20 protein-coding genes are annotated in these 21,988 nt (G+C 71.3%); 7 read left to right on the top strand and 13 right to left on the bottom strand.

The genetic code is table 11. The features are described 5' to 3' along the window. Positions 1-122: 122 nt before the first annotated feature. The 3 genes from ACLQ3B_RS30500 to ACLQ3B_RS30490 form a co-directional block, all read right to left on the bottom strand. Positions 123-1,076, bottom strand: coding sequence for a permease prefix domain 1-containing protein (locus ACLQ3B_RS30500; RefSeq protein WP_425784130.1), 954 nt, complete (start codon positions 1,074-1,076; stop codon positions 123-125). Further along, positions 1,073-1,414: a PadR family transcriptional regulator gene (locus ACLQ3B_RS30495; RefSeq protein WP_238658376.1), complete on the bottom strand. Its 342-nt coding sequence runs from the start codon at positions 1,412-1,414 to the stop codon at positions 1,073-1,075. Before ACLQ3B_RS30495 ends, ACLQ3B_RS30500 begins: the two co-directional genes overlap by 4 nt. 130 nt (positions 1,415-1,544) lie before the next feature. After that, positions 1,545-2,141: a hypothetical protein gene (locus ACLQ3B_RS30490; RefSeq protein WP_425784129.1), complete on the bottom strand. Its 597-nt coding sequence runs from the start codon at positions 2,139-2,141 to the stop codon at positions 1,545-1,547. Positions 2,142-2,260: 119 nt separating this feature from the next. Between ACLQ3B_RS30490 and ACLQ3B_RS30485 the strand changes: the two genes are divergently transcribed. Next, positions 2,261-3,727, top strand: coding sequence for a protein kinase domain-containing protein (locus ACLQ3B_RS30485; RefSeq protein WP_425784128.1), 1,467 nt, complete (start codon positions 2,261-2,263; stop codon positions 3,725-3,727). Between the two features lie 24 nt (positions 3,728-3,751). Here ACLQ3B_RS30485 and ACLQ3B_RS30480 read toward each other — a convergent pair whose 3' ends face one another. From ACLQ3B_RS30480 to ACLQ3B_RS30470, 3 genes are all read right to left on the bottom strand, one after another. Then, on the bottom strand, positions 3,752-4,288 hold the full coding sequence (locus tag ACLQ3B_RS30480; protein WP_425784127.1) for a hypothetical protein: 537 nt from the start codon (positions 4,286-4,288) through the stop codon (positions 3,752-3,754). Next, complete coding sequence (locus ACLQ3B_RS30475) at positions 4,285-4,824, bottom strand: RNA polymerase sigma factor (protein WP_425784126.1); 540 nt, start codon at positions 4,822-4,824, stop codon at positions 4,285-4,287. The genes ACLQ3B_RS30480 and ACLQ3B_RS30475 overlap by 4 nt, the downstream gene beginning before the upstream one ends. 98 nt (positions 4,825-4,922) lie before the next feature. Beyond that, entirely contained in the window at positions 4,923-5,543 is a 621-nt protein-coding gene (locus tag ACLQ3B_RS30470) for an L-threonylcarbamoyladenylate synthase (protein WP_328655127.1), read from the bottom strand. A 147-nt stretch (positions 5,544-5,690) separates the two neighbouring features. On the opposite strand from ACLQ3B_RS30470, the gene dnaE reads away from it, so the two are divergent. After that, the gene (gene dnaE / locus ACLQ3B_RS30465) at positions 5,691-9,221 is read left to right on the top strand and encodes a DNA polymerase III subunit alpha (RefSeq protein WP_425784125.1); all 3,531 of its coding nucleotides are present in this window, start codon (positions 5,691-5,693) and stop codon (positions 9,219-9,221) included. Positions 9,222-9,317: 96 nt separating this feature from the next. Here dnaE and abc-f read toward each other — a convergent pair whose 3' ends face one another. The 5 genes from abc-f to ACLQ3B_RS30440 all read right to left on the bottom strand — a co-directional run bounded on the left by abc-f (position 9,318) and on the right by ACLQ3B_RS30440 (position 14,322). Next, the gene (abc-f, locus tag ACLQ3B_RS30460; protein WP_425784124.1) at positions 9,318-10,955 is read right to left on the bottom strand and encodes a ribosomal protection-like ABC-F family protein; all 1,638 of its coding nucleotides are present in this window, start codon (positions 10,953-10,955) and stop codon (positions 9,318-9,320) included. A 286-nt stretch (positions 10,956-11,241) separates the two neighbouring features. Further along, on the bottom strand, positions 11,242-11,646 hold the full coding sequence (locus tag ACLQ3B_RS30455) for a type II toxin-antitoxin system VapC family toxin (RefSeq protein WP_354943583.1): 405 nt from the start codon (positions 11,644-11,646) through the stop codon (positions 11,242-11,244). Continuing rightward, on the bottom strand, positions 11,643-11,843 hold the full coding sequence (locus tag ACLQ3B_RS30450; protein ID WP_425784123.1) for a hypothetical protein: 201 nt from the start codon (positions 11,841-11,843) through the stop codon (positions 11,643-11,645). The genes ACLQ3B_RS30455 and ACLQ3B_RS30450 overlap by 4 nt, the downstream gene beginning before the upstream one ends. A gap of 98 nt (positions 11,844-11,941) precedes the next feature. Continuing rightward, positions 11,942-12,637 carry a response regulator gene (locus tag ACLQ3B_RS30445; protein ID WP_425784122.1) on the bottom strand — a complete coding sequence of 232 codons (696 nt, stop codon included), beginning with the start codon at positions 12,635-12,637 and terminating at the stop codon, positions 11,942-11,944. Beyond that, positions 12,634-14,322: an ATP-binding protein gene (locus ACLQ3B_RS30440; protein ID WP_425784121.1), complete on the bottom strand. Its 1,689-nt coding sequence runs from the start codon at positions 14,320-14,322 to the stop codon at positions 12,634-12,636. Before ACLQ3B_RS30440 ends, ACLQ3B_RS30445 begins: the two co-directional genes overlap by 4 nt. A 9-nt stretch (positions 14,323-14,331) precedes the next feature. Between ACLQ3B_RS30440 and ACLQ3B_RS30435 the strand changes: the two genes are divergently transcribed. After that, on the top strand, positions 14,332-15,717 hold the full coding sequence (locus tag ACLQ3B_RS30435; RefSeq protein WP_425784120.1) for a cation:dicarboxylate symporter family transporter: 1,386 nt from the start codon (positions 14,332-14,334) through the stop codon (positions 15,715-15,717). Positions 15,718-15,880: 163 nt separating this feature from the next. On the opposite strand, the gene ACLQ3B_RS30430 is transcribed toward ACLQ3B_RS30435, so the two are convergent. Together ACLQ3B_RS30430 and ACLQ3B_RS30425 are read right to left on the bottom strand one after the other, a co-directional pair. Then, positions 15,881-16,753 (bottom strand): DUF4231 domain-containing protein, encoded by an 873-nt coding sequence (locus ACLQ3B_RS30430; protein WP_425784119.1) that lies wholly within the window; start codon positions 16,751-16,753, stop codon positions 15,881-15,883. Between the two features lie 179 nt (positions 16,754-16,932). Next, the gene (locus tag ACLQ3B_RS30425; RefSeq protein ID WP_425784118.1) at positions 16,933-17,181 is read right to left on the bottom strand and encodes a hypothetical protein; all 249 of its coding nucleotides are present in this window, start codon (positions 17,179-17,181) and stop codon (positions 16,933-16,935) included. A 276-nt stretch (positions 17,182-17,457) separates the two neighbouring features. Here ACLQ3B_RS30425 and ACLQ3B_RS30420 point away from each other — a divergent pair, with 276 nt between their 5' ends. From ACLQ3B_RS30420 to ACLQ3B_RS30405, 4 genes are all read left to right on the top strand, one after another. Next, a complete protein-coding gene (locus tag ACLQ3B_RS30420) occupies positions 17,458-19,647 on the top strand; it encodes an FUSC family protein (protein ID WP_425784117.1) in 2,190 nt (729 codons plus the stop codon). Between the two features lie 87 nt (positions 19,648-19,734). Next, on the top strand, positions 19,735-20,346 hold the full coding sequence (locus tag ACLQ3B_RS30415; RefSeq protein ID WP_425784116.1) for a permease-like cell division protein FtsX: 612 nt from the start codon (positions 19,735-19,737) through the stop codon (positions 20,344-20,346). Beyond that, positions 20,346-20,882 carry a SigE family RNA polymerase sigma factor gene (locus ACLQ3B_RS30410; protein WP_425784115.1) on the top strand — a complete coding sequence of 179 codons (537 nt, stop codon included), beginning with the start codon at positions 20,346-20,348 and terminating at the stop codon, positions 20,880-20,882. The genes ACLQ3B_RS30415 and ACLQ3B_RS30410 overlap by 1 nt, the downstream gene beginning before the upstream one ends. Positions 20,883-20,943: 61 nt before the next feature. Further along, complete coding sequence (locus ACLQ3B_RS30405) at positions 20,944-21,981, top strand: aminotransferase class V-fold PLP-dependent enzyme (protein ID WP_425784114.1); 1,038 nt, start codon at positions 20,944-20,946, stop codon at positions 21,979-21,981. The last annotated feature ends 7 nt before the right edge of the window (positions 21,982-21,988 follow it).

Raw genomic sequence — 21,988 nt, 5'->3', positions numbered from 1 at the left:
CGATGCCACGTCGGCCACACCAACCGCCACGGCCGCTCGCCGGTCGTCCACCAGTGGCCTCCTCGATGAAACGGGCGGCAGCCCGGCGCGGGTCCGCGCCGGGCTGCCTGGTCGGCTGCTGCTCACGCTCTCGCTGCGTGACGACGGCCCTTGATGGCGGTGTCGACCAGGTCCCAGACCAGCACCGCGGCGGTACCGAGGGCGATGACGGCGCCGAGGTTGTTCCGATTGTCCCCTTCCGCCAGCCAGCTCAGTCGATCGCCCAGGGCCGGGTTGAGCAGTTGGTCGGAGAGCGCCAGCCACACAACCGGCACCGAGAACGCCAGGCTGAGCAGCGCCTTCACCCCGAACAGAGCCCAGGTCCAGTGCCCGATCCGGTACTTGACGATCTCGAACACCACGTTGGCCACCAGCACCGCCATCAGCGCCGGCAACCAGAACGACCACAGCGCCGGGTCGAGGATCGGGATGTTGCCGCCGTCGGTCTCGTGCACCCAGGACTGGTAGTGCTGGAAGGGCAGGTAGCCGATGGTCACCACCAGCGTGGCCACCGACGCGATGGTGTCGGCTAGGGAGATGTCCTTGCGTGCGGGGACGTCCGGCAGTTGGTCGACGGTCCACTCGGGCAGGCTGGAGACGGGTTGGAAGCGTTCGATGAGGGCGAAGGTCAGGGTGAGCCAGAAGGCGATCTGCACGGCGACCTCGAGGGCGACGCCGATGCCGGAGCCGATGGCCCCGAAGCCCTTGCCGTCTGCCACGTCGACTATCGCGACCACAGTGCCGACGAGCGCCGGGATGAAGCTGAGCAGCAGCTTCAGCAGCCGCAGCCAGACCAGGTAGTACGTCGGGCCGATGAGCTGCAACCTGCGGTCGGCGTACCGGGCGGCCAGCACGTCGGGGTTGCCCAGCTCGGTGAGCACCTCCCGCTCGGCGGCGGTGGCGTCCTGCCCTCCGTCGGTCCGGCCCTCGATCATGTCGTCGATGGAGGCCCGCAACTCGGTGGCGATCTCGTCGCGGCGCTGGGTGGGCACCGAACGCAGGGTGGCGGCGAGGTAGCGGTCGGTCAGGGTGTTCATCGGTCCACTCCTTGGATCAGCCCGGTGATGGAGGTCTGCACGGCGGCGAGGTCGTCGAGCAACCGGTTCAGCATCGACTCGCCCTCGTCGCTGGTCCGGTAGAACTTGCGCGGCCGGCTCTCCGCGGTGTTCCACTCGCTGGTCAGCAGCCCCTGGTCCTCCAGGCGGCGCAGCAGCGGGTAGAGGGTGTTGGCGTCGACCGGGAAGCCGTGGTCGGTGAGCCGTTGCAGCAGTGCGTAGCCGTAGTCCGGTCGGCGCAGCGCGACCAGGCTGGCCACCACGACGGTGCCTCGACGCAACTCCTGTAGGTGCGTCCGTAGAACGTCCTCGCTAACCATGTGTCACACCATACTGTGTGGCACACAGTGTTGTCTAGGTCGACATCATCGTGTCTGCCCAACCTCCGTTCGGGCCGACACGACGTACGGGGCGCCCGGTCGACACCGGACGCCCCGTAGCTGGGGAAAGTCAGCAGGACGCCCCGTGGCGGAAGTTGCCCTCGACGAAGCTGGCCGGGCCGACCTGGAAGTAGCCCACCCCGGGCCGGATCGGGTGCCCGGTGAACAACTCCACCCGCGACCCCACCCGGACCAGGTACGCCTCGGCGTCCCCCGCGTCGTTGCGGACCAACGATCCCCGCCGGCCGTAGATCGCCTCCAACTCGTCGAAGGACATGCCGACCGTGGCGCCGGCGGGAGAGCGCGGCGGCGCGGTGGCCGTACCGACCTCCACCAGTCGCCCGTTGCGGAACGCCAGCAGCAGCACGCCCGCCCACGGACCGGTCACGCCGGTGTGCACCACCCCGTCGCAACCCGGCGCGGTCCAGCCGACGTGCCCGTTCCTGATGAGCGACGCCAGGCTGGCGCCGATGCGGTACACGCCGGCGCCACGAACACTGAGCACTTCCGGGTGGGTGTGCTCGACGGCGGTGGCGAGCGGACCGGGCGCCGAGGCGGGCACGGCGCCGCCGGCCGGGGACGCCACCGCCGGGCCGGCGACCGTCGCCGGGACGAGCGTGCCGAGCGCCAACGCGGCGGTGGTGAGGAGGATCGTGGGACGGTTCATGGTGGCTCCTTCGGTGATGGGTCTCCTGCCCTGTTAGTCACCGCGCCGGGGCAAACGGTTCGTCGGGATTCCGACCGCCCGGTCTACGCTGCAGAGAAACGCCGGCCGGGGGTGGCACCGTGACGGCTCCACTGCGGATCGGGTCCTACGCCATCGAGCGACTGCTCGGCGTCGGCTCGTTCGCGACGGTCTGGCTGGGCTACGACCGGGCGCTCGACGCGCACGTGGCGATCAAGGTGCTGGCCGAGAACTGGAGCCACGACCTGCGGGTCCGGGAACGCTTCCTCGACGAGGCCCGGCTGCTGCGCCGGTTGGAGCACGAGCGACTGATCCCGGTGCACGCCGTCGGTGAGCTGCCCGACGGCCGACCGTACGCGGTCCTGGCCTGGGCCGACGGGGGCAGCCTGCGCGACCGGCTGGCCGTTGACGAGATCCCCGCGCCGGCGGCGCTGCGGTTGCTCGGTGAGGTCTGCGCCGGGGTCGCCGTGCTGCACCGGCACGGTGTCGTGCACCGCGATCTCACACCGGGCAACGTCCTGTTCCGCTCCGCCGGACCCGACGGCGCGGAACAGGTGCTGATCGCCGACCTCGGCCTCGCCAAGGCCCTCGCCGCCGCCTCCGGGCTGACCGCCCGCGCCGGAACCCCGGGTTACATGGCCCCCGAGCAGGACGATCCGGGCGCGGTGGTCGACACCCGCGCCGACGTGTACGGGCTCGGCCGCCTCGGCATCCGGTTGCTGGCCGCCGACCCGGCCGGCGCGAACCCGACCAGACCCGATCAGCCTCGGCGCGCCCCGGAGATCCGACTTCGCGACGGCGTGCCCCCGGGGATCGCGGCGGTGCTCGCCCAGGCCACCGCCCACCGTCCGGCCGACCGCTACCCCGACGCCGCGACGATGCACGCCGCGCTGACCCGCGCGAGCGGCCCACCGGGGCGGCCGGTCAGGTCGACCCGCGCGAGCGGTCCGGCGGGGCTGACCGTGGCGACCGGCCCCGTGCGGCAGCGGCCGGCACCTCGGGCGGGGGCCCGTCGCCCGAGCCGGTTGCGGCTGGCCGGGGCAGCGGTCCTGGCCGTCGCCGTGGTGGGCGCGGTGGGCGCCGAGTCGGGGGGCGCCGGGTCGGCTCGGCGGGTCGGCGGCACGTACACGACCGGGCCGCTGACCGTGGCGTTGCCGCCCGGCTGGTCCGCCACGGGTGCCACCTGGGCCGGTCAGTACGGCGCCGACGGCGAGCCCGAACCGGCGCTGGTGATGTCGCCGCGACCCCACCGCTGGGCCGCCGACCCCCGACTGCCCGGAGCGTTCGTGGGCCTCTCCGCCAGCACGGCGGCACGCGCCACGCCGGCCGGGTTCCTGGCCGAGCGCACCCACGGGGACTGCGCGCCCGCGCCGGCCCGCGCCACCCGGCAGGCCGGCGTCGAGTGGACCGTGGTGGCGTACCGCTGCGACCGGGGTCGGCCGCAGATCATCGAGTCGGCCGCCCTGCACCCCGGCCGCCCGGCCCTGGTGTACGTGCAGATCGCCCCGCCGGCGGACAGCGGACCCGCCTTCGTGGACACCCTGCTCGCCGGCGTGCGCCTGCGCTAGGTGCGGACGGCGAGGGCTCCCCGGTTAACGGACCACCACGGTGATGGTGTGCTCACGGCCGTCCTTGGGGATCGTCACGGCGACGGTGCCAGCGCGGACGAAGCGGATGTCCACCACGCCCGCCTCGTACTGCTGGGAGACCAACTCCGGGCGGTCCACGGTGACGAGCCCCGGCCCGATGCCCTGGATCCGGAGCACCGCACCGGTGGCGAAGCAAAGCGATTTCAACAGCTCGATCTCGGTCTCGGCGAGCGGCAGGTCGTAGCGGACCGCGCCCTGGCAGGCAGGTGTCGCGTCGGTCGGCGGGGGAGTCGTTCGGGGCGTACCCCTTGTTCTGGTGGGTGCGGGCGGCGCCGGGACCGGGCGCGCGCTGGTCGGCGGCGGTCGGGACGGCGGACCGGTCGGCGTGGGTATCGCGGAGGTCGCGGCGGCGGTCGGCGTCGAGCGGGTCGGGCCGGGCGGTTGTACGGGCAGTGGCGAGACGGCGTCGGCGCTGCAGGCGGCGACCCCCACGGTGGCCGCGAGGACGACGACGACCCGGCGGAACGACCGGGGGCTCATTCGGCGCCGAGCCGTTGCCGGACCTGTCGCCGGGCCAGATGCAACCGGGACTTCACAGTGCCCAGCGGCACGTCGAGCAGGACGGCGATCTCGGGGTAGCTCAGCCCGAGGACGTCGCGCAGGGCGACCACCTCGGCGAGGTCGGGGTGGACCGACTCGAAGGCGTCGAGCAGGTCGAGGCGGGTGCCCGCGACCACGCTGGTCAGCTGCGGGTCGGCCTGGTCGGGCACCGGCACTCCGCCGGCCTCCAACCGGCAGCGGCGGCGCAGCGTGCGGTACGTCGAGCGGGCCCGGTTGGCGGTCAGCCGGTGCAGCCAGGTGCGGAACGAGGAGCGCCCCTCGAACCGGGTGATGCCGTTGGCCAGCGCCAGCAGGGTGTCCTGGCAGGCCTCCTCGGCGTCCTCCCGGTTGGGCAGGAACCGTGCGCACAGCCGCAGCACCTCGGGGCGCACCGCGACCAGCAGGGCGTTCAGCGCGGCCGAGTCGCCGCGCGCGGCGGACCGGGCCAGGGCGTCGATGTCGTCCGCGTCGGGCATGCCGGGTGTCCAATGCTCGCCGGTGCCGATCCCCGAGCGTACGACCGGTGCCGCCGATGCGCCCCCGTTCGGTCCGGCACCCGACGCGGTCCGGTGCCCTACTCGAAGCGGGAGACGTCCCCGGCGCCCCGGCGCAGGATCTCCGGCTCGGGCCCGGACAGGTCGATCACGGTCGTCGGCTCCTTGCCGCAGTCGCCGGCGTCGAGCACCGCGTCGAGCTGGTGGTCGAGCCGTTCCTTGATCTCCCACCCCTGGGTCATCGGCTCCTCGTCGCCGGGCAGGACCAGGGTGCTCGACACCAGCGGCTCGGCCAGCTCGGCAAGCAGCGCCTGGGTGACGGTGTGCCGGGGTACCCGCACGCCGACGGTCCGCTTCTTCGGGTGCAGCATCCGGCGGGGCACCTCCTTGGTGGCCGGCAGGATGAATGTGTAGTTGCCCGGGGTGGACGCCTTCACCAGCCGGAAGACCGAGTTGCTGATCCGCACGAACTGGCCGAGCTGCGCGAAGTCCCGGCAGACCAGCGTGAAGTGGTGCCGGTCGTCGAGGTGGCGGATCTGGCGGATCCGGTCCAGCCCGTCCTGGTTGCCCAGCTGGATGCCGAGCGCGTAGCAGGAGTCCGTCGGGTAGGCGACCAGCCCACCACTGCGGATCAGGTCGGCAACCTGGCCGATGATCCGGGGCTGCGGGTTCTCCGGGTGCACGTCGTAGTACCTCGCCATCCTCCGAGCCTAGGCGCACCCGGGGGCGATCAGGAGACGAGGGCCACGACCCCCGGCGCGGACGGTGGAGCCGTCGAGATCACCTCGGTAGGGTAGGTCCCGGTCGGCTCCGACCAACAAGATCCACACCGCCGGGGGGCGCCACGCATGGCTGATTCGTTCGCGCATCTGCACGTGCACACCGAGTACTCGATGCTCGACGGAGCGGCCCGCCTGAAGGACCTGTTCGCCGAGGCCAAGCGGCTGGGCATGCCCGCGGTGGCGATCACCGACCACGGCAACATGCACGGCGCGAACGACTTCTACAACCAGGCGATGGCCGCCGGGATCACCCCGATCCTGGGCGTCGAGGCGTACGTGGCACCGGAGTCGCGCTATCACAAGGCACGGGTCAAGTGGGGTCGGCCGGAGCAGAAGAGCGACGACATCTCGGGTAACGGCGCGATCACCCACAAGACCATGTGGGCGAAGAACGCGCGGGGCCTGAAGAACCTCTTCACCCTCAACTCGCGCGCCTCCATGGAGGGGCACTACGTCAAGTGGCCCCGGATGGACATGGAGCTGATCGCCGAGCACGCCGAGGGGATCATGGCCACCACCGGCTGCCCGTCCGGCGCGGTGCAGACCCGGCTGCGGCTGGGCCAGTTCGACGAGGCGCTCAAGGTCGCCGCCAGCTACCAGGACATCTTCGGCAAGGACAACTACTTCCTGGAGATCATGGATCACGGCCTCTCCATCGAGAGCCGGGTCCGCGAGGGGCTCACCGAGATCGCCCGCAAGCTGGACATCCCGCCGGTCGTCACCAACGACTCGCACTACACCCACGAGGCGCAGGCGACCGCCCACGACGTGCTGCTCTGTGTGCAGACCGGCAGCAACATCGACGACCCCAACCGGTTCCGGTTCGAGGGCGGCGGCTATTTCGTCAAGAGCGCCGACCAGATGCGCGCGGTGGACTCGTCCGAGCTGTGGCAGGAGGGCTGCCGCAACACCCTGCTGGTCGCCGAGAAGGTCGACCCGAAGGGCATGTTCGAGTTCCACAACCTGATGCCGCGCTTCCCGGTGCCCGAGGGGGAGACCGAGGAGTCCTGGTTCCGCAAGGAGACCTTCGCCGGCCTGGGTCGCCGCTACCCGAATGGCATCCCGGAGGGGCACGTCGTCCAGGCGGAGTACGAGCTGGGCGTCATCAACCAGATGGGCTTCCCGTCCTACTTCCTCGTGGTCGCCGACTTCATCCAGTGGGCGAAGAACCAGGGCATCGCGGTGGGGCCGGGCCGTGGTTCGGCCGCCGGCTCGCTCGTCGCGTACGCGCTGGGCATCACCGACCTGGACCCGATCCAGCACGGGCTGATCTTCGAGCGGTTCCTCAACCCCGAGCGGGTCTCGATGCCGGATGTCGACATCGACTTCGACGAGCGTCGGCGCGGCGAGGTGATCAAGTACGTCACCGACAAGTGGGGCGAGGACAAGGTCGCCCAGATCGCCACCTTCGGCACGATCAAGGCGAAGGCCGCGATCAAGGACTCGGCGCGGGTCCTCGGTTTCCCGTACGCGGTCGGCGACCGGATCACCAAGGCGATGCCACCGGCGGTGATGGGCAAGGACATCCCGCTCACCGGCATCTTCGACAACAAGCACCCCCGCTACGCCGAGGCGGGTGAGATCCGCGGCCTGTACGACTCCGACCCGGACGTCCGCAAGGTGATCGACACGGCCAAGGGCATCGAGGGGCTGATCCGGCAGACCGGTGTGCACGCCGCCGGCGTCATCATGTCCGCCGAGCCCATCATCGAGCACATCCCGTTGACGCGCCGCGACGCCGACGGGGCGATCATCACGCAGTTCGACTACCCGACGTGCGAGTCGCTCGGGCTGCTGAAGATGGACTTCCTCGGCCTGCGCAACCTGACGATCATCGACGACGCGGTCAAGAACATCGAGCTGAACCACGGTCGGAAGCTCGACCTGCTGGGCCTGCCGCTGGACGACAAGGCCGCGTACGAGCTGCTGGCCCGCGGTGACACGCTGGGCGTGTTCCAGCTCGACGGTGGGCCGATGCGGTCCCTGCTGCGGTTGATGAAGCCGGACAACTTCGAGGACATCTCCGCTGTCCTGGCCCTGTACCGGCCCGGCCCGATGGGCGTCGACTCGCACACCAACTACGCGCTGCGCAAGAACAAGCTCCAGGAGATCACGCCGATCCACCCGGAGCTGGAAGAGCCGCTGCGGGAGATCCTGGAGCCCACCCACGGCCTGATCGTCTACCAGGAGCAGGTGCAGCGCGCCGCGCAGATCCTCGCCGGCTACACCCTCGGCCAGGCGGACCTGCTGCGCCGGGCCATGGGTAAGAAGAAGAAGGAGATCCTCGACAAGGAGTTCATCCCGTTCCGGGACGGCTGCCGCGAGCGCGGCTACTCCGACGAGGCGATCCAGGCGGTGTGGGACGTCCTGGTGCCCTTCGCCGGCTACGCCTTCAACAAGGCGCACTCCGCCGCGTACGGCCTGGTCTCCTACTGGACGGCGTACCTGAAGGCGCACTATCCGGCCGAATACATGGCCGGCCTGCTGACCAGCGTCGGCGACGACAAGGACAAGATGGCGCTCTACCTGGCCGAGTGTCGCCGGATGCGCATCCAGGTGCTGCCGCCGGACGTGAACACCTCGGCCGGGCCGTTCACCCCGGTCGGCAAGGACATCCGCTTCGGTCTGGCCGCCGTGCGCAACGTCGGCGCGAACGTGGTCGCCTCGATCATGCGGTGCCGGGAGGAGAAGGGCGACTACGCCGACTTCTACGACTTCCTGTCCAAGGTCGACGCGGTGGTCTGCAACAAGAAGACGATCGAATCGCTGATCAAGGCCGGCGCGTTCGACTCCCTCGACCACCCCCGCAAGGGGCTGCTCGCGGTGCACGCCGACGCCATCGACGCGTACGCCGACGTGAAGCGCAAGGAGGCCGTCGGCCAGTACGACCTGTTCGGCGCCGGCTTCGGAGACGCCGACACCGGCAGCACCACCGTGATGCCCACCATCGGCGACAGTGAGTGGGACAAGCGCGACAAGCTGGCCTTCGAGCGGGAGATGCTCGGCCTGTACGTGTCCGACCACCCGCTGTTCGGCCTGGAGCACATTCTCAACGCGGCAGCCGACACCACGATCGCCTCCCTGGCCGAGGACGGCGCGGTGCCGGACGGGGCGGTCGTCACCCTCGCCGGCATCCTGTCCGGGGTGCAGCGCCGGGTCACCAAGCAGGGCCGGGCCTGGGCGTCGGCCACCCTGGAGGACCTGGCCGGTGGGGTGGAGACCCTGTTCTTCCCCAACACCTACGAGGTGATCGGGCAGTACATCGCCGAGGACGCCATCGTGGTGGTCAAGGGTCGGGTGGACCGTCGCGACGACACCCCGCGGATCATGGCGATGGACATGTCCATGCCGGACGTCAGCACCAGCGCCACCAACAAGCCGGTCACCCTCACCATCCCGGTGCACAGGTGCACGCCACCGCTTGTGGAGAAGCTCAAGGAGACCCTGGTGCTGCACCCCGGCGACACCGAGGTGCACGTCAAACTCCAGAACGGCGGGCGCACCACCACCCTGCGGCTGGGTCCGTTCCGGGTGGCGGCGACGACCGCGCTGATGGGTGACCTGAAGAGCGTCCTCGGCCCGGCCAACGTGAGCTGAGCCGCCCTCGGCCGGGCCTTGGTCCGGCCGACGTGACCTGACCGGCCCTCGGTCCGGCCGGCGTGCATCCGGCCGGACCGAGGACCGTCGCCGGGCTCAGCCCCGCTCGGGGGCGCTGACCTCGCGCAGGTGGCCGTCGGCCAGCCGCAACCAGCGCTGCACGCCGATCTCGGCGAGGAACCGTTCGTCGTGGCTGACCACCACGAACGCCCCCTGGTACGCCGACAGCGCGCTCTCCAACTGACCCACGCTGACCAGGTCCAGGTTGTTCGTCGGCTCGTCGAGCAGCAGCAGTTGCGGCGCCGGTTCGGCGCAGAGCACACAGGCGAGGGTCGCGCGCAGCCGCTCACCACCGGACAGCACCCCGACCGGGAGGTTGACCCGGGCGCCCCGGAACAGGAACCGGGCGAGCAGGTTCATCCGGTTGGCGTCCGGCAGGTTCGGCGCGTACGCGGCGAAGTTCTCCGCCACCGTGCGGTCGAGGTCCAGCAGGTCCAGCCGCTGCGACAGGTACGCGATCCGCCCGTCGCCGCGCTTCAGCTCACCGCCGGACGGTTGCAGGTCACCCTGGACCAGGCGCAGCAGGGTCGACTTGCCGACGCCGTTCGCCCCGGTGAGCGCGATCCGTTCCGGACCCCGGATCACCAGGTCGGCGCCGTCGCCGCCGAACAGCTCCCGGTCGTCGAAGCGGGCCCGCATCCCGTGGCCGGAGAAGACCGTGCGCCCGCCCGGGACGCTGGTGTCCGGCAGGTCGACGGTGATCTTGTCTTCGTCGCGTACCGCCCGCCCCGCCTCGTCGAGTCGGGCCTTCGCCTGCCCGAGCCGGCCGGCGTGCGTCTCCTGCGCCTTGCCCGCCGACTCCTGCGCGCTGCGCTTGAGCCCACCGGCGACGATTCGGGCCAGGCCGGCGTTCTTCAGGTTCTTGGAGGCGTTGCTGGCCCGCCGGTCGGCGCGCTCCCGGGCCTGCTGCATTTCCCGCTTCTCCCGCTTGACCTCCTGCTCGGCGTTGCGCAGGTTGCTCTCGGCCACCTCCCGCGCCGCCTGCACCGCCTCGGTGTACGCGGTGAAGTTGCCCCCGTACCAGCGGATCTCGCCCTGGTCCAGTTCGGCGATGCGGTCCATCCGGTCCAGCAGTTCCCGGTCGTGGCTGACCAGCAGCAGGCACCCGGACCAGTCGGTCAGCACGTCGTAGAGCTTGTGCCGGGCCTCCAGGTCCAGGTTGTTCGTCGGCTCGTCGAGCAGCAGCACGTCCGGGCGACGCAGCAGTTGGGCCGCCAGGCCGAGGGAGACCACCTGACCGCCGCTGAGGGTGTGCAGCGGCCGGTCGAGCGACAGCTCACCCAGGCCGAGCCGGTCCAACTCCGAGCGGGTGCGCTCCTCGATGTCCCAGTCGTCGCCGATCGTGGCGAAGTGTTCCTCGCTGGCGTCGCCGGCCTCGATGGCGTGCAGCGCCGCGATCCGCTCGGCCACGCCCAGCACCTGCGCCACGGTCAGGTCGCCGACAAGCGGCAGGGTCTGCGGAAGGTAGCCGAGCACACCGTCGACGGTGACGCTGCCGCCGCTGGGCCGCAGCTCCCCGGCGATCAGCCGCAGCAGGGTGCTCTTGCCGGCGCCGTTGGGCGCGACCAGGCCGGTGCGGCCGCCCGGCACGGTGAAGGACAGCTCCGAGAAGACCGGGGTGTCGTCCGGCCAGGAGAAGGACAGGTTCGAGCAGACAATGAACGCATCAGACATGCGAGTGACCTCAAAGGGTGGGGTGGGCGCGCCTCAGCCGCCCGACGACAACGGGAACCGGTGGAACGACAACATGGCCCGGCGGCTGCGCGGACGCGCGCCGAACCGATGGCCGAACATGTCCGGTCTCACCCGGAGATGTCGTCGTCACCCACCATGTCTGGTCTCCCTGGTCGTGCCGCCAACCCAACCCGTCGAGTCTAACAACGGATCTTCGCCCCGCCACCGCGTTCCCGGCCGGCGACCGTTTCGCAGTATCGGGCAGCCACAATCGGAGCTGCCAAAGCTAGGAGACGTCGAAGAGACGTAGTCCGTCGTACTCGGCGAAGTCGGCGAAATCTTTGCCGTTGAAAGTCGCCAGCGGCAGCCGGTCGACCAGGCAGCAAGCCGCGATCCAGGAGTCGTTGGTCGGTCGGGGACGTCCCCGGTGCTGAGCCCGCGCCTGGAGGTGCCCCCAGGTCACCGCCACCGCCTCGTCGAAGGGAAGCAGCACGATCCCCGAGCGCCACTGCGCGAGGTCGGCCAGCTTGCGCGGCCCCCAGCTTCGGAGCGCTGTCCACTTGGTCAGCTCTCCGAGCGTCACGAAGGTGATGCAGAGGGTCTTACCGGCCAGGCGGGCACGGAGACGTTCAGGTAGCCGCCCCCGGAGGATTGCAGACGCGACGTCGGTGTCCAGAACGACAAGGCTCATGCGGCGCCGGCCCGCCGAGAGGTGTACAGGTCGGCGAGGAACTCGTCCAGTTCCTCGTCCGACTCGAACAGGTCTGGACGCGCCAGGTCGTCCACGGAGGCGATGGGTCGAATGCCCTGACGGCGGGCCTGCTCCTCGGCCGGCACATGCTCAGGCGTCGGCCACTCGGGCATCTGTTCGGCATTGCTCGACGTCACGACTCACCTCCTGCGTATCGGGTCGCCCTCGATTCTCCCACTCCTTCGATCGATGAGTGGCACCTCGCGGCCGGTGTCGGGGCAAAGTTAAGCCCCGCTCAGCGGGGGCGGTATTCGACCTCGGGGCGGCCGGGGGTGCCGTAGCGGGGGGTGCGGGCGGCTCGGTCTACCGTCACCAGGTACTCCAGGTAGCGGCGGGCGGTCACCCGGGAGATGCCGGTCAGCGCGCTCACCTCGGTCGCGGACAGCCCGACCTTCGCGCGGGAGCCGTCGGTGAGGGCGGCGCGTACCCGATCGAGGGTCTGCGCGTCGAGCCCCTTGGGCAGGCTGTGCCCGGCGGTGCCGCGCAGGGTGGCGAACATCTGGTCCACCTCGTGCTGGGCGGCGACCTCGCCGTCGGCGAGCGCCTGGGCGCGATAGTCGGCGTACCGCTCCAGCTTGTCGCGGAACGCCGCGAACGTGAACGGCTTGAGCAGGTAGTGGGTAACCCCGAGGGACACGGCGGTGCGCACCACCGCCAGGTCCCGCGCGGAGGTCACCGCGAGCACGTCGACGCTGCTGCCGGCCGCGCGCAGCGCCCGGCAGACGTCCAGGCCGTGCAGGTCGGGGAGCCGAAAATCAAGGAGTACGAGGTCCACGTCGCCGCCGCCACCCGCGCGCAGGGCCGCCATCGCCGCCCGCGCCGTGTGCGCCACCCCGACCACCACGAAACCGGGAACCCGTTCGGTGTACGCGCTGTGCGCCTCGGCCAGCAGCGGCTCGTCCTCGACGACAAGCACCCGGATATCGGTCATGACCGCTCGATTCTGACCGGCAGTCGGACGGTGAACAGGCTGCCGCCGTCGTCCGAGCGACAGACCTCGGCGCTACCGCCGTGCCGGCGTACCACCTGCCCGACCAGCGCCAGGCCGAGACCCCGGCCGGTGCCCTTGCTGGAGCTGCTCTTGGTGGACCAGCCGCGCCGGAACGCGTCGGCCACCCGTTCCGGGGCCAGCCCGGGGCCGCTGTCGGCCACGCGAACCACCAGCTCGTCGTCGGCCGCGCCGACGAACACCCGCACCCGGCGTGGCGCCGGCGTGCCGGCCACCGCCTCCAGCGCGTTGTCGACCAGGTTGCCGACCACGGTGAGCAGGTCGCCGGTCGGCAACGGACTGTCGTCGAGGCGGCAGTCCGGCTCGATGACCAGGTCGATCCCGCGCTCGCCGGCCTGTGCGGACTTGCCGAGCAGCAGTGCGGCCAACGCCGGCTCGGTCACCGCGCCGACCACCCGGTCGGTCAGCTGCTGGGCGAGGGCCAGGTCCCGGGTGCCGAGCCGCACGGCCTCGTCGGCGCGGCCCAGCTCCACCAGGGTCAGTACGGTGTGCAACCGGTTGGCCGACTCGTGGGTCTGCGCCTGCAACGCCTCGGTGAGCGCCCGCACCGAGTCCAGCTCACTGGCAAGCGTGCGCAGTTCGGTCTGGTCGCGCAGGGTCAACACGGTGCCGAGCACCGCGCCCTCGAAGCGGGTGGTCCGCTGGTTGGCGACGAGCACCCGGTCACCGGCGAGGATCGGCTCGTCGAGGGCGTCGCGCCCGGAGTCGAGCAGCTCGGCCACCGCTGGCGGCAGGTCGATCCCGGCCACCGGCTGGTCGATCACCGGCGCGTCCGCGTCGAGCCCCAACAGCCGGCGGCCCTCGTCGTTCACGAGCGCCACCCGACGATCGGTGGTCAGCACGACGAGACCCTCGCGCACCGAGTGCAGAACGGCGTCGTAGTACTCGTACATCCGGGTTATCTGCGCCGGCCCCAGACCGTGCGTCTGGCGACGGAGCCGGCGGCTGAGCAGCCAGGAGCCCGTGGCGGCGAGCGCCAGAGCCGGCGCGACCACACCGAACAGCACCGGCAACTGGCCGAGCAGCTTCTTGTCGATCTCGCGGGTGGTGATGCCCACCGACACCAGACCGATGAGGTGCCGCTGCTCGTCGTACACCGGAACGACAGCGCGCACCGACTCGCCGAGCGTGCCGACGTTTGTCGTGGTGAACGGGCGGCCGGCCAGGGCGGGCCCGATCTCGCCGACGAACGGCTCGCCGATCCGGTCCTGGGTCGGGTGTGAGAACCGGGTCCGGTCGGGGGCCATCACCACCACGAAGTCGATGCCCGTGGCCTTGCGGATCGATTCGGCGTACGGCTGGAGGACCCTCGCCGGTTCGGCGGTCGTGAGGGCCGCCCGGACGTCGGGGGAGCCGGCCACGGTCTGCGCCACCGCGAGCACCTCCTCCTGCGCGGCCTGACGCGAGTCGCTGCGGGCCAGCCAGACGGCGCCCGCCGCGCCGGCCAGCACGAGCAGCGTCACCACCATCGCCTGGAGGGCGAAGAGTTGCCCCGCGATGCTCCACTGGCGCCGGGCCACCTCGACCACCTCCTCCTCGCGCCACAGTCGTGCGTTCGCGGTGAACAGAATGACCGCAAGGCTGTCAACGGGTGAGACGCGCTTCACATTGTCGACATGGACACCACCGCATCCGCCGCCACCCCGGCACCGGCGGTCCGCCGGGACCGTACCCGTTACCTGTATCTGGCCGTCATCGTGGCCGTGGTCGCCGGCATCGTGGTCGGCCTGGTCGCCCCCGATTTCGGCAAGGAACTCAAGCCGATCGGCACCGGCTTCGTCAACCTGATCAAGATGATGATCAGCCCGGTCATCTTCTGCACCATCGTGCTCGGCGTCGGCTCCGTCCGGCAGGCCGCGAAGGTCGGCAAGGTAGGCGGTCTGGCCCTCGGCTACTTCCTGACCATGTCGACGGTCGCGCTCGCCATCGGCCTGGTCGTCGGCAACGTCATCCACCCCGGCTCGGGCCTGAACCTCGGACCGGACCTCGCCGGCTCCGGCAAGGCCGCCGCCGGTGACGAGGCCGCCGGTACGGCCGACTTCCTGCTCGGGATCATCCCGACGACGCTGCTCTCCTCGCTCACCGAGGGCAAGGTGCTCCAGACGCTGCTTGTCGCGCTGTTGGTCGGCTTCGCCGTCCAGGCCATGGGTCGGCGAGGTGAGCCGGTGCTCGGCGCGATCACCGTCATCCAGCGGGTCGTCTTCAAGGTCCTCGCCATGATCATGTGGTTGGCGCCGATCGGCGCGTTCGGCGCGATGGCCGCCGTGGTCGGCGCGACAGGCGTGGACGCCCTCAAGAGCCTCGCCCAGATCATGGTGGGCTTCTACGCCACCTGTCTGATCTTCGTGCTGGTGTTCCTGGGCGCGCTGCTGTGGTTCGTGGCCCGGATCTCGATCTTCTCGTTGCTGCGTTACCTGGGCCGGGAGTTCCTGCTGATCCTGTCCACCTCGTCGTCGGAGTCGGCACTGCCGCGGCTGATCGCCAAGATGGAGCACTTCGGGGTGAGCAAGCCGGTCGTGGGCATCACGGTGCCGACCGGCTACTCGTTCAACCTGGACGGCACGGCGATCTACCTGACCATGGCGTCGCTGTTCATCGCCGACGCGCTGGGCAAGCCGCTGGCCATCGGCGAGCAGATCTCGCTGCTGCTGTTCATGATCATCGCTTCCAAGGGCGCCGCCGGGGTCACCGGCGCCGGGCTGGCCACGCTGGCCGGTGGCCTCCAGTCACACCGGCCGGACCTCGTCGACGGGGTTGGGCTGATCGTCGGCATCGACCGGTTCATGTCGGAGGCTCGGGCACTTACCAACTTCGCCGGCAACGCGGTGGCGACAGTGCTGGTGGGGACCTGGACCGGCGAGTTCGACAGGGAACGGGCGACCGCCGTACTGAGCGGCAACGACCCGTTCGACGAGGCCACCATGGTCGACGAGCACGACGACGACGAGGCCACGTCCCGTCCCGACGAGAAGGCGGCCGCGCCAGCCGGAACGTCGGCCTGATCCACGGCGTGGGCCGGTGTCGGGGCGCGCCTCGGCCGCCCCGACCCCGGTCCACGCCGTGATCCACTCGGCTTGCTGACAATCGGGGCATCCGAGCCGCCCGTACACCGCGACTTTCTCAAAACCGAGTTGATCAGTGGGCGGCGGCCGGTGCGTCCAGGCGTCAGCGTCGGCGTGCTCGCCACATCGTGTGCTCCCGGGAGATCGCCGTCTCCGTGTCGTTCACGAAGCGCGACAGTTCGGCTTCCGAACCGAGCCGGGTGGCCAGCGATCCCATCGCGGCAAGCTCCTGACTTGCCAGCGCGTAGGCGGTCGCCACCGTGCTGTGTTGCCGTGTCTGCGTCCAGGCAGCGCCGGCCGCGACCGCCGCGGCGGCCACACCGAGCAGGTCGAGGTCGGTCAGCCCGGCGGCCCTCGACACCGCCAGGGTCACCCCGACGATCTCCAGCACGAGCATGCTGACCGACCAGCGGGTCGCCCGCGCCCGGTTCGACAAGGATCGCTCGGCGTACCAGGCTCGCTGGGCCTCCAGACGGCCGGTCAGGTACGCGGCGCGGCGCTCCGCGAGAGAGGCGGCGCGCAGTGTCCGCATTCCCTCAGTGACTTGTTGCCCAGCCACCGCGGGTGCCGCCAACCCAGCGGCCGACATGTCTCGGGTCAAGCCCAACAGTCGGACGGTGAACTCCTCGACGCTGTCCGAATCGCTCCGCGATCGGGGAAACGGGTCGGCCGCGACGGTGAATCGCCACGTGAGTGACTTGATGGATTCGGAGAGGGCTCTGCCGACGTACCACCGCTCATTGGGCCGGTTGGTGAGGAGGAAGACCTCGACGATCGACGTGGCGGCGAACGCGCCCGCCGCGACTGCCGGGCCCAGGGCGACACTGTCGAGCTTCCACGTGGCGACCCCCGCGACCGCGGCAACCAGGAGCAGGGACAGCCGCAGCGCGATCAGGGTCGCGTACACACGTTGGCCGCGCTGCGACTCGTAGGACACGGCGCGCTGAAACGGGGGAAGATCCTCGGCCTTCAGCATGTCGTTGACCTCTCGACGAAACGTCCAGGGCGTCGGCGGGGCGAGCAGTCGGTACGCAGGCTGTGTAGACAGTAGACGTCCCCGTCCACCCCGGGCTGGCGCGGTGATCAAGAGGTTCGCGTCACGACACGCCGCGACGGACGACGCAAAGCTCTTGATCAACCGGGGTGGGATGGGGGCTAGGGCGTGGTGTTCTTGTCGCAGGGGACGCCGATGCCGAGGTTGACGCGGTCGTCCTGGCCGTTCGACGTCACGATGAGCGGTACGCAGGCGGCCCGCGCGACCCAGGTGCCACCGACGAAGGCCAGCCACTGAGCCTGCCCACCCTCCGGCGCACAGGCGTGCACCGTCGCGATCGGCCTGGTCGGGCTGGCCACCCCGGGCCCCGAACGGCCCGAGGCCCGGGTCGCACCGGCATGCGTACTCATCCGATATTCATAGCTGGTGGCCGGACCCGGCGCATGCCCCCTCCGGCCCGGCTCTTCGCCGAGATGGCGACGGCCGAACCGCCGCGCCCGGCACCCTGCTCCGGGCCATCCGGCGCGACCTGCTCGGCAGCTCACGGCGGTGATGCCGCGCAGCTCGCGGCCGTGAGGTCGGCCCGCTCGCGGCGGTGATTCGTCGGTAAACCGGCCGCCCGGCGCGGCACGCGGTGGAGAATGGTGGGCCGGGGAGGGGTGCTGCGACGAACCGGGGGAGCGGTCGTGCTCGGAACCAGCCTCCTTGGCCGACTTCGCCGCCGTGACCCGGGTGACGCCATCCTGCGACGTGCGGCCCGACTGACGCTCGTCGCGTCCGTCGTCTTCTACGGCTGCCGGTACGGCGCGGGCAGTTCCACGCTCGCCACGTACGGGTTGTTCGGCACCATCGCCGCCGGGTCGTTCGCGCAGTTGCCCGGTCCGGCGCCGCAGCGGGCGCGGATCCTCCTGTTGTCGCTGCCGGCGGTGTGGGCGCTGATCACGGTGGGCTCACTCCTGGCGTGGAGCACGTGGGCGGCGGCCGGCGGCATGCTGGTCATCGGGTTCGTCGTGGCGTTCGCCGGGGTCGGCAACCCGCGCCTGGTGGGCTTGGCGAGCGCGTTCCAGCTGTTCTACATCCTGGCGTCGTTCCCGCCGTACCAGCCGGGCACCCTGCCGGAGCGACTCGGTGGGGTGACGCTCGCCGTCGTGTTGCTCGCGGTGGCCGAGGTGTTCCTCTGGCCCGACCCGGTGCCGGTCTCCTACCGGCAACGCCTCGCCGCGGCGGCGGACGGTGTCGCCGCCTTCCTCGACATCGCCGCCGAGAGCTTGACCGGCCCGTCCGCCGCCGCTGGTGGTCGGGACACGCGGCGCGAGCGGGCGTACGACGTGGTGGCGGCGATCGAGCTGAGTCGCAACCCTCCGGCGTGGGCGCCCACCGCGGCGGGCGCTCAGGACCGGGCGTTGCGGATCTGCGCGGCCGCGTTGCGGGAGGTGCTCGCCGAGGCCGACCGGCTGGCGGCGGACGCCCCGCCGGAGCCGATCCCGGACCTGGCGGCGGGGCGTCTGCTGCGCTCGTGCGCGGACACGACCCGCGCTGCCGGCCGGAGCCTGTCGCCGGGTGCGCCGGCGGTGGACCCATCCGACCTGGACGTGGCGGTCGGACGAGCCGAGGCGGCGTACCCCGTGGGGGCTGGCGACGTCCGCGCCGCGCCGGACGTACCCCGGTTGTGCCGGGACGTGACGGCGCTCGCCCTCGCGGACCAGGTGCGGGTCTTCGCGGTCGGTTGCCGGGTGGCCACCGGGGCGCGGCTCGACGGCGGTGACGCCTCCTCGGGGCTGTTCGAGTACGCCCGGCACAGCCCGTGGGCGCTGTACTGGTGGCAGTTCCGCTCCCATCTGGCGCCGCGCTCGGCGCACCTGCACAGCTCGCTGCGGCTGGCCGTGGCGCTCGCCATCGCCCGGGTGGCCGCCGGAGTGTTGCAGCTGACCCACGGCTTCTGGGTGCTGCTGGCCACCCTCACGGTGTTGCGGACGTCGGCCGTCGACACCCGTACCGCGCTGCGGCCCGCCGTGCTGGGCACGATCGTCGGTGCGGTCGTCAGCGGCGGGGTGATGGTGGTCGTCGACGAGCCGATCGTGTACGCCGTCGTCCTGCCGATCACCCTGCTGCTGGCCTTCGGCCTTGGTCGTCTGCTCGGTCCGGTCTGGCAGCAGGCGCTGTTCACAGTGCTCCTGACTGTCGTCTTCGCCCAGCTCAGCCCGGAAGGGTGGCGGCTCGCCGAGGCCCGTCTCGTCGACGTGCTGCTCGGCGCGGTGATCGGCGTGCTCGCCGGTGTGGCGATGTGGCCGCGCGGCGCGGGCCACGACCTGCGGCACAACGCCACCCGCTACCTGGAGGCTAGCGCGGACGCGGTCGACCAGACGGTCCAGGCGATGCTCGGCGATGCGCCGCCACCGGAGGGCGCCCTCGACCGGGTACGGCGACGGATGGTCCTGATCGACTCGTCGTACTGCCAGTACCACTCCGAGCGGCACGATCCGCGCCGTCAGCGGGTGAACTGGGACGCCGTCCTGAGCACCGGGCACCACGTAGTGCCGGGCGCGGAGTCGCTGCTGCGGCGCAACCCGCCCGGCTGCCTCGCCGGCTGGCCCGAGGCGGCGGCGCTGCTGCGAGACTCGGCCGGGCGCCTACGCTCGGCGTACGAGACCCTCGCCGACGAGGTCGCCCACGGCCGGACATCGGGCCGGGCGCCGGTCCCGACCACCTGCGTCGACCAGCTGGACCGGATCCGTCCGCTCCTCGGCGGGGCCGACCGTCAGTCGGTCCGGCATCTGGTGGAGGTCGACAGGTGGCTCGCCGGCCTCGCCGACATTCTCAGCCGGATCCACCCGTCGGCCGCCGACGGGTCGGCCGGACACCGCCGGAGGCCGTGACGCCGGTGCCGTCCGGCACCGATGTGACCGATCCGGTGGCCCAACCAGTCAACACCTGTGGAAGCCCACCGGGCCACGGGAGGAAACATGGATCAGAACCTGCGGGTGCTCTTCGACCGCGCTGTCGCCGACGAGCCAGAACTACCAGTTGCCGACCTGGTCGGTGACGCGGTGGCCACCGGCACCGGCCTGCGTCGACGCCGGCAAGGGCTGGTGGCGACAGGTGCCGCAGCCGTGATCGCCATCGCGGCGGTGGGGGTGGTGAACGTGGCGACACCGCCGCAACGGTCGACGCCACCACCGACGACGGTGCCAGCGGCGTTCGGCATGCTTGTGAACAGGGCGTGCCAGGCCCCCGCTGACGAGACCGCGACCGACGCCGCGGTCTACCTCGCTCCCGAGATCACCGATCAGCAGCGCGCTGTGATCAAGCACGTGCTGGACGCGGACCCGGCGGTCGGGACCGTGGTGTTCCAGAGCCGCGAAGTAGCGCTGGAGAAGTTCAAGAAGGTGTACGCGGACGCACCCGAACTCGTCGACAACATCGTGTCCAGCCAACTGCCGGAGTCGTTCCGGATCACGCTCGTGGTGCGGACCCAGTACGCGGAGCTGGCTGAGCGCGTCAAACGCACGCCCGGGGTCGACGAGGTCATCGGCATCGACTGCCCGGCCGGCACCAACGCGTCGGCGGTCGACTGATGGCGGCTGCCCGCTGGGGCGCTGCTCGACGGCGTGAGCACACCGCCCAGCAGGCGGAGTTCACCGCGTTCGTCGAGACCGCCGCACCGAGGCTGCGGCGTACCGCCTACCTGATGTGTCGCGACTGGCACCTCGCCCAGGACCTGACCCAGACCACCTTCGCGAAGATGTACGCGAACTGGGGCCGGATCCGTCGCTCGGCGAACCTGGAGGCGTACAGCCGTCGGGTCCTGATGAACGCCGTCTTCGACCAGAACAAGCGGCGCAGCGCCGACGAGGTCGTGCTCGCCGAACTGCCGGAGGGGTCGCCGCACCGGCCCGACGACACCACCGAGCTGCACGTCGCCCTGCTCCAGGCGTTGGCCACCCTGCCGGTTCGCGACCAGGCCATCGTGGTGCTGCGGCACTGGGAGGATCAGAGCGTCGAGGCCGTCGCCAGCACCCTGGACGTCTCCGTGTCGGTGGTGAAGATGCGGAACGCCCGCGCGTTGACCAAGCTGCGGGCGTTGCTCGGGCAGGACTTCGTCCGGATCTGACAGGCCGCCGATCGCCGATTGGTCGTGCCGGTCGCGCATCACTCGGCCTAGCGTCGACGGCATGGAGATCGAGCAGGCGCAGAAGCTGTGGCAGCCGGAGCCGGGCTGGTTGAACACCGCCAGCTACGGGTTGCCGCCGGAGCCGGCGTGGGCGGCACTACAGGATGCCCTGGGCGCCTGGCGGGTCGGTCGTACGTCGTGGGAGGGCTGGGGCGAGTCGACTCATCGGGCTCGTGCCGCCCTCGCCGGCCTCATCGGGGTGCCGGTCGGTGACGTGGCGGTCGGGGCGGCCGTGTCCCAGCTCCTCGCGCCGGTCGCGGCGGCGCTGCCGGCCGGTGCCACGGTGGTGGTCCCCGAGGTCGAGTTCACCTCGAATCTCTTCCCCTGGCTGGTCCAGGAGGAGCGGGGCATCACGGTCCGCACGGTGCCGCCGGGGTCGCTGGTCGACGCCATCGACGCCGACACCGACCTGGTCGCGTTCAGCCTGGTGCAGTCGGCCGACGGGGCGGTCGCGGCGTACGACGAGATCGTGGCCGCGGCCCGGGCGCACGACGCGCTGGTGGCGGTGGACGCGACCCAGGCGTGCGGCTGGCTGCCGTTCGACGGCGGCCAGGCCGACGTGGTGGCGGTGGGCGGCTACAAGTGGCTGATGAATCCGCGCGGGACCGCGTACGCCTATCTGGCGCCGGCGTTGCGCGAGCGGCTGCGCCCCGACGCGGCCGGCTGGTACGCGGGCCGTGACCCGCACGCCTCCTACTACGGCCCGCCGCTGCGGTTGGCCGACGATGCCCGCCGATTCGACATCTCACCGGCCTGGTTCAGCTGGGTCGGGGCCGCGCCCGCCCTGGAGGTGGTCGCCGAGATCGGCGTGCCGGCGATCCGGGCGCACAACGTGGGGCTGGCCAACCGGTTCCTGACCGGGCTGGGCCGGCCGGCGGGGGAGAGCGCCATCGTCAGCGTGGACGTGCCCGACGCGGAGCGGCGCCTCGCGGCGGCCGGCATCCGGGCGGCGGTGCGCGCCGGACGGGTCCGGGCCTCGTTCCACATCTACTCCACCGAGGCCGACGTGGACGCCGCGCTTACCGCGTTGACCGGATAGGCCGGCC

It is taken from the genome of Micromonospora sp. DT53, from assembly GCF_049841535.1.
GTDB lineage: Bacteria > Actinomycetota > Actinomycetes > Mycobacteriales > Micromonosporaceae > Micromonospora.
The sequence above is the reverse complement of the archived record's forward strand: the minus strand, read 5'-3'. Positions and strand labels throughout refer to the sequence as shown.

What these genes read in the sequence shown, in the direction of transcription:
- ACLQ3B_RS30500 (WP_425784130.1), bottom strand. Translation starts at nt 1,076, where the DNA reads ATGAACACCCTGACCGACCGCTACCTCGCCGCCACCCTGCGTTCGGTG.
- ACLQ3B_RS30495 (WP_238658376.1), bottom strand. Translation starts at nt 1,414, where the DNA reads ATGGTTAGCGAGGACGTTCTACGGACGCACCTACAGGAGTTGCGTCGA.
- ACLQ3B_RS30490 (WP_425784129.1), bottom strand. Translation starts at nt 2,141, where the DNA reads ATGAACCGTCCCACGATCCTCCTCACCACCGCCGCGTTGGCGCTCGGC.
- ACLQ3B_RS30480 (WP_425784127.1), bottom strand. Translation starts at nt 4,288, where the DNA reads ATGAGCCCCCGGTCGTTCCGCCGGGTCGTCGTCGTCCTCGCGGCCACC.
- ACLQ3B_RS30475 (WP_425784126.1), bottom strand. Translation starts at nt 4,824, where the DNA reads ATGCCCGACGCGGACGACATCGACGCCCTGGCCCGGTCCGCCGCGCGC.
- ACLQ3B_RS30470 (WP_328655127.1), bottom strand. Translation starts at nt 5,543, where the DNA reads ATGGCGAGGTACTACGACGTGCACCCGGAGAACCCGCAGCCCCGGATC.
- dnaE (WP_425784125.1), top strand. Translation starts at nt 5,691, where the DNA reads ATGGCTGATTCGTTCGCGCATCTGCACGTGCACACCGAGTACTCGATG.
- abc-f (WP_425784124.1), bottom strand. Translation starts at nt 10,955, where the DNA reads ATGTCTGATGCGTTCATTGTCTGCTCGAACCTGTCCTTCTCCTGGCCG.
- ACLQ3B_RS30455 (WP_354943583.1), bottom strand. Translation starts at nt 11,646, where the DNA reads ATGAGCCTTGTCGTTCTGGACACCGACGTCGCGTCTGCAATCCTCCGG.
- ACLQ3B_RS30445 (WP_425784122.1), bottom strand. Translation starts at nt 12,637, where the DNA reads ATGACCGATATCCGGGTGCTTGTCGTCGAGGACGAGCCGCTGCTGGCC.
- ACLQ3B_RS30435 (WP_425784120.1), top strand. Translation starts at nt 14,332, where the DNA reads ATGGACACCACCGCATCCGCCGCCACCCCGGCACCGGCGGTCCGCCGG.
- ACLQ3B_RS30430 (WP_425784119.1), bottom strand. Translation starts at nt 16,753, where the DNA reads ATGCTGAAGGCCGAGGATCTTCCCCCGTTTCAGCGCGCCGTGTCCTAC.
- ACLQ3B_RS30425 (WP_425784118.1), bottom strand. Translation starts at nt 17,181, where the DNA reads ATGAGTACGCATGCCGGTGCGACCCGGGCCTCGGGCCGTTCGGGGCCC.
- ACLQ3B_RS30415 (WP_425784116.1), top strand. Translation starts at nt 19,735, where the DNA reads ATGGATCAGAACCTGCGGGTGCTCTTCGACCGCGCTGTCGCCGACGAG.
- ACLQ3B_RS30410 (WP_425784115.1), top strand. Translation starts at nt 20,346, where the DNA reads ATGGCGGCTGCCCGCTGGGGCGCTGCTCGACGGCGTGAGCACACCGCC.
- ACLQ3B_RS30405 (WP_425784114.1), top strand. Translation starts at nt 20,944, where the DNA reads ATGGAGATCGAGCAGGCGCAGAAGCTGTGGCAGCCGGAGCCGGGCTGG.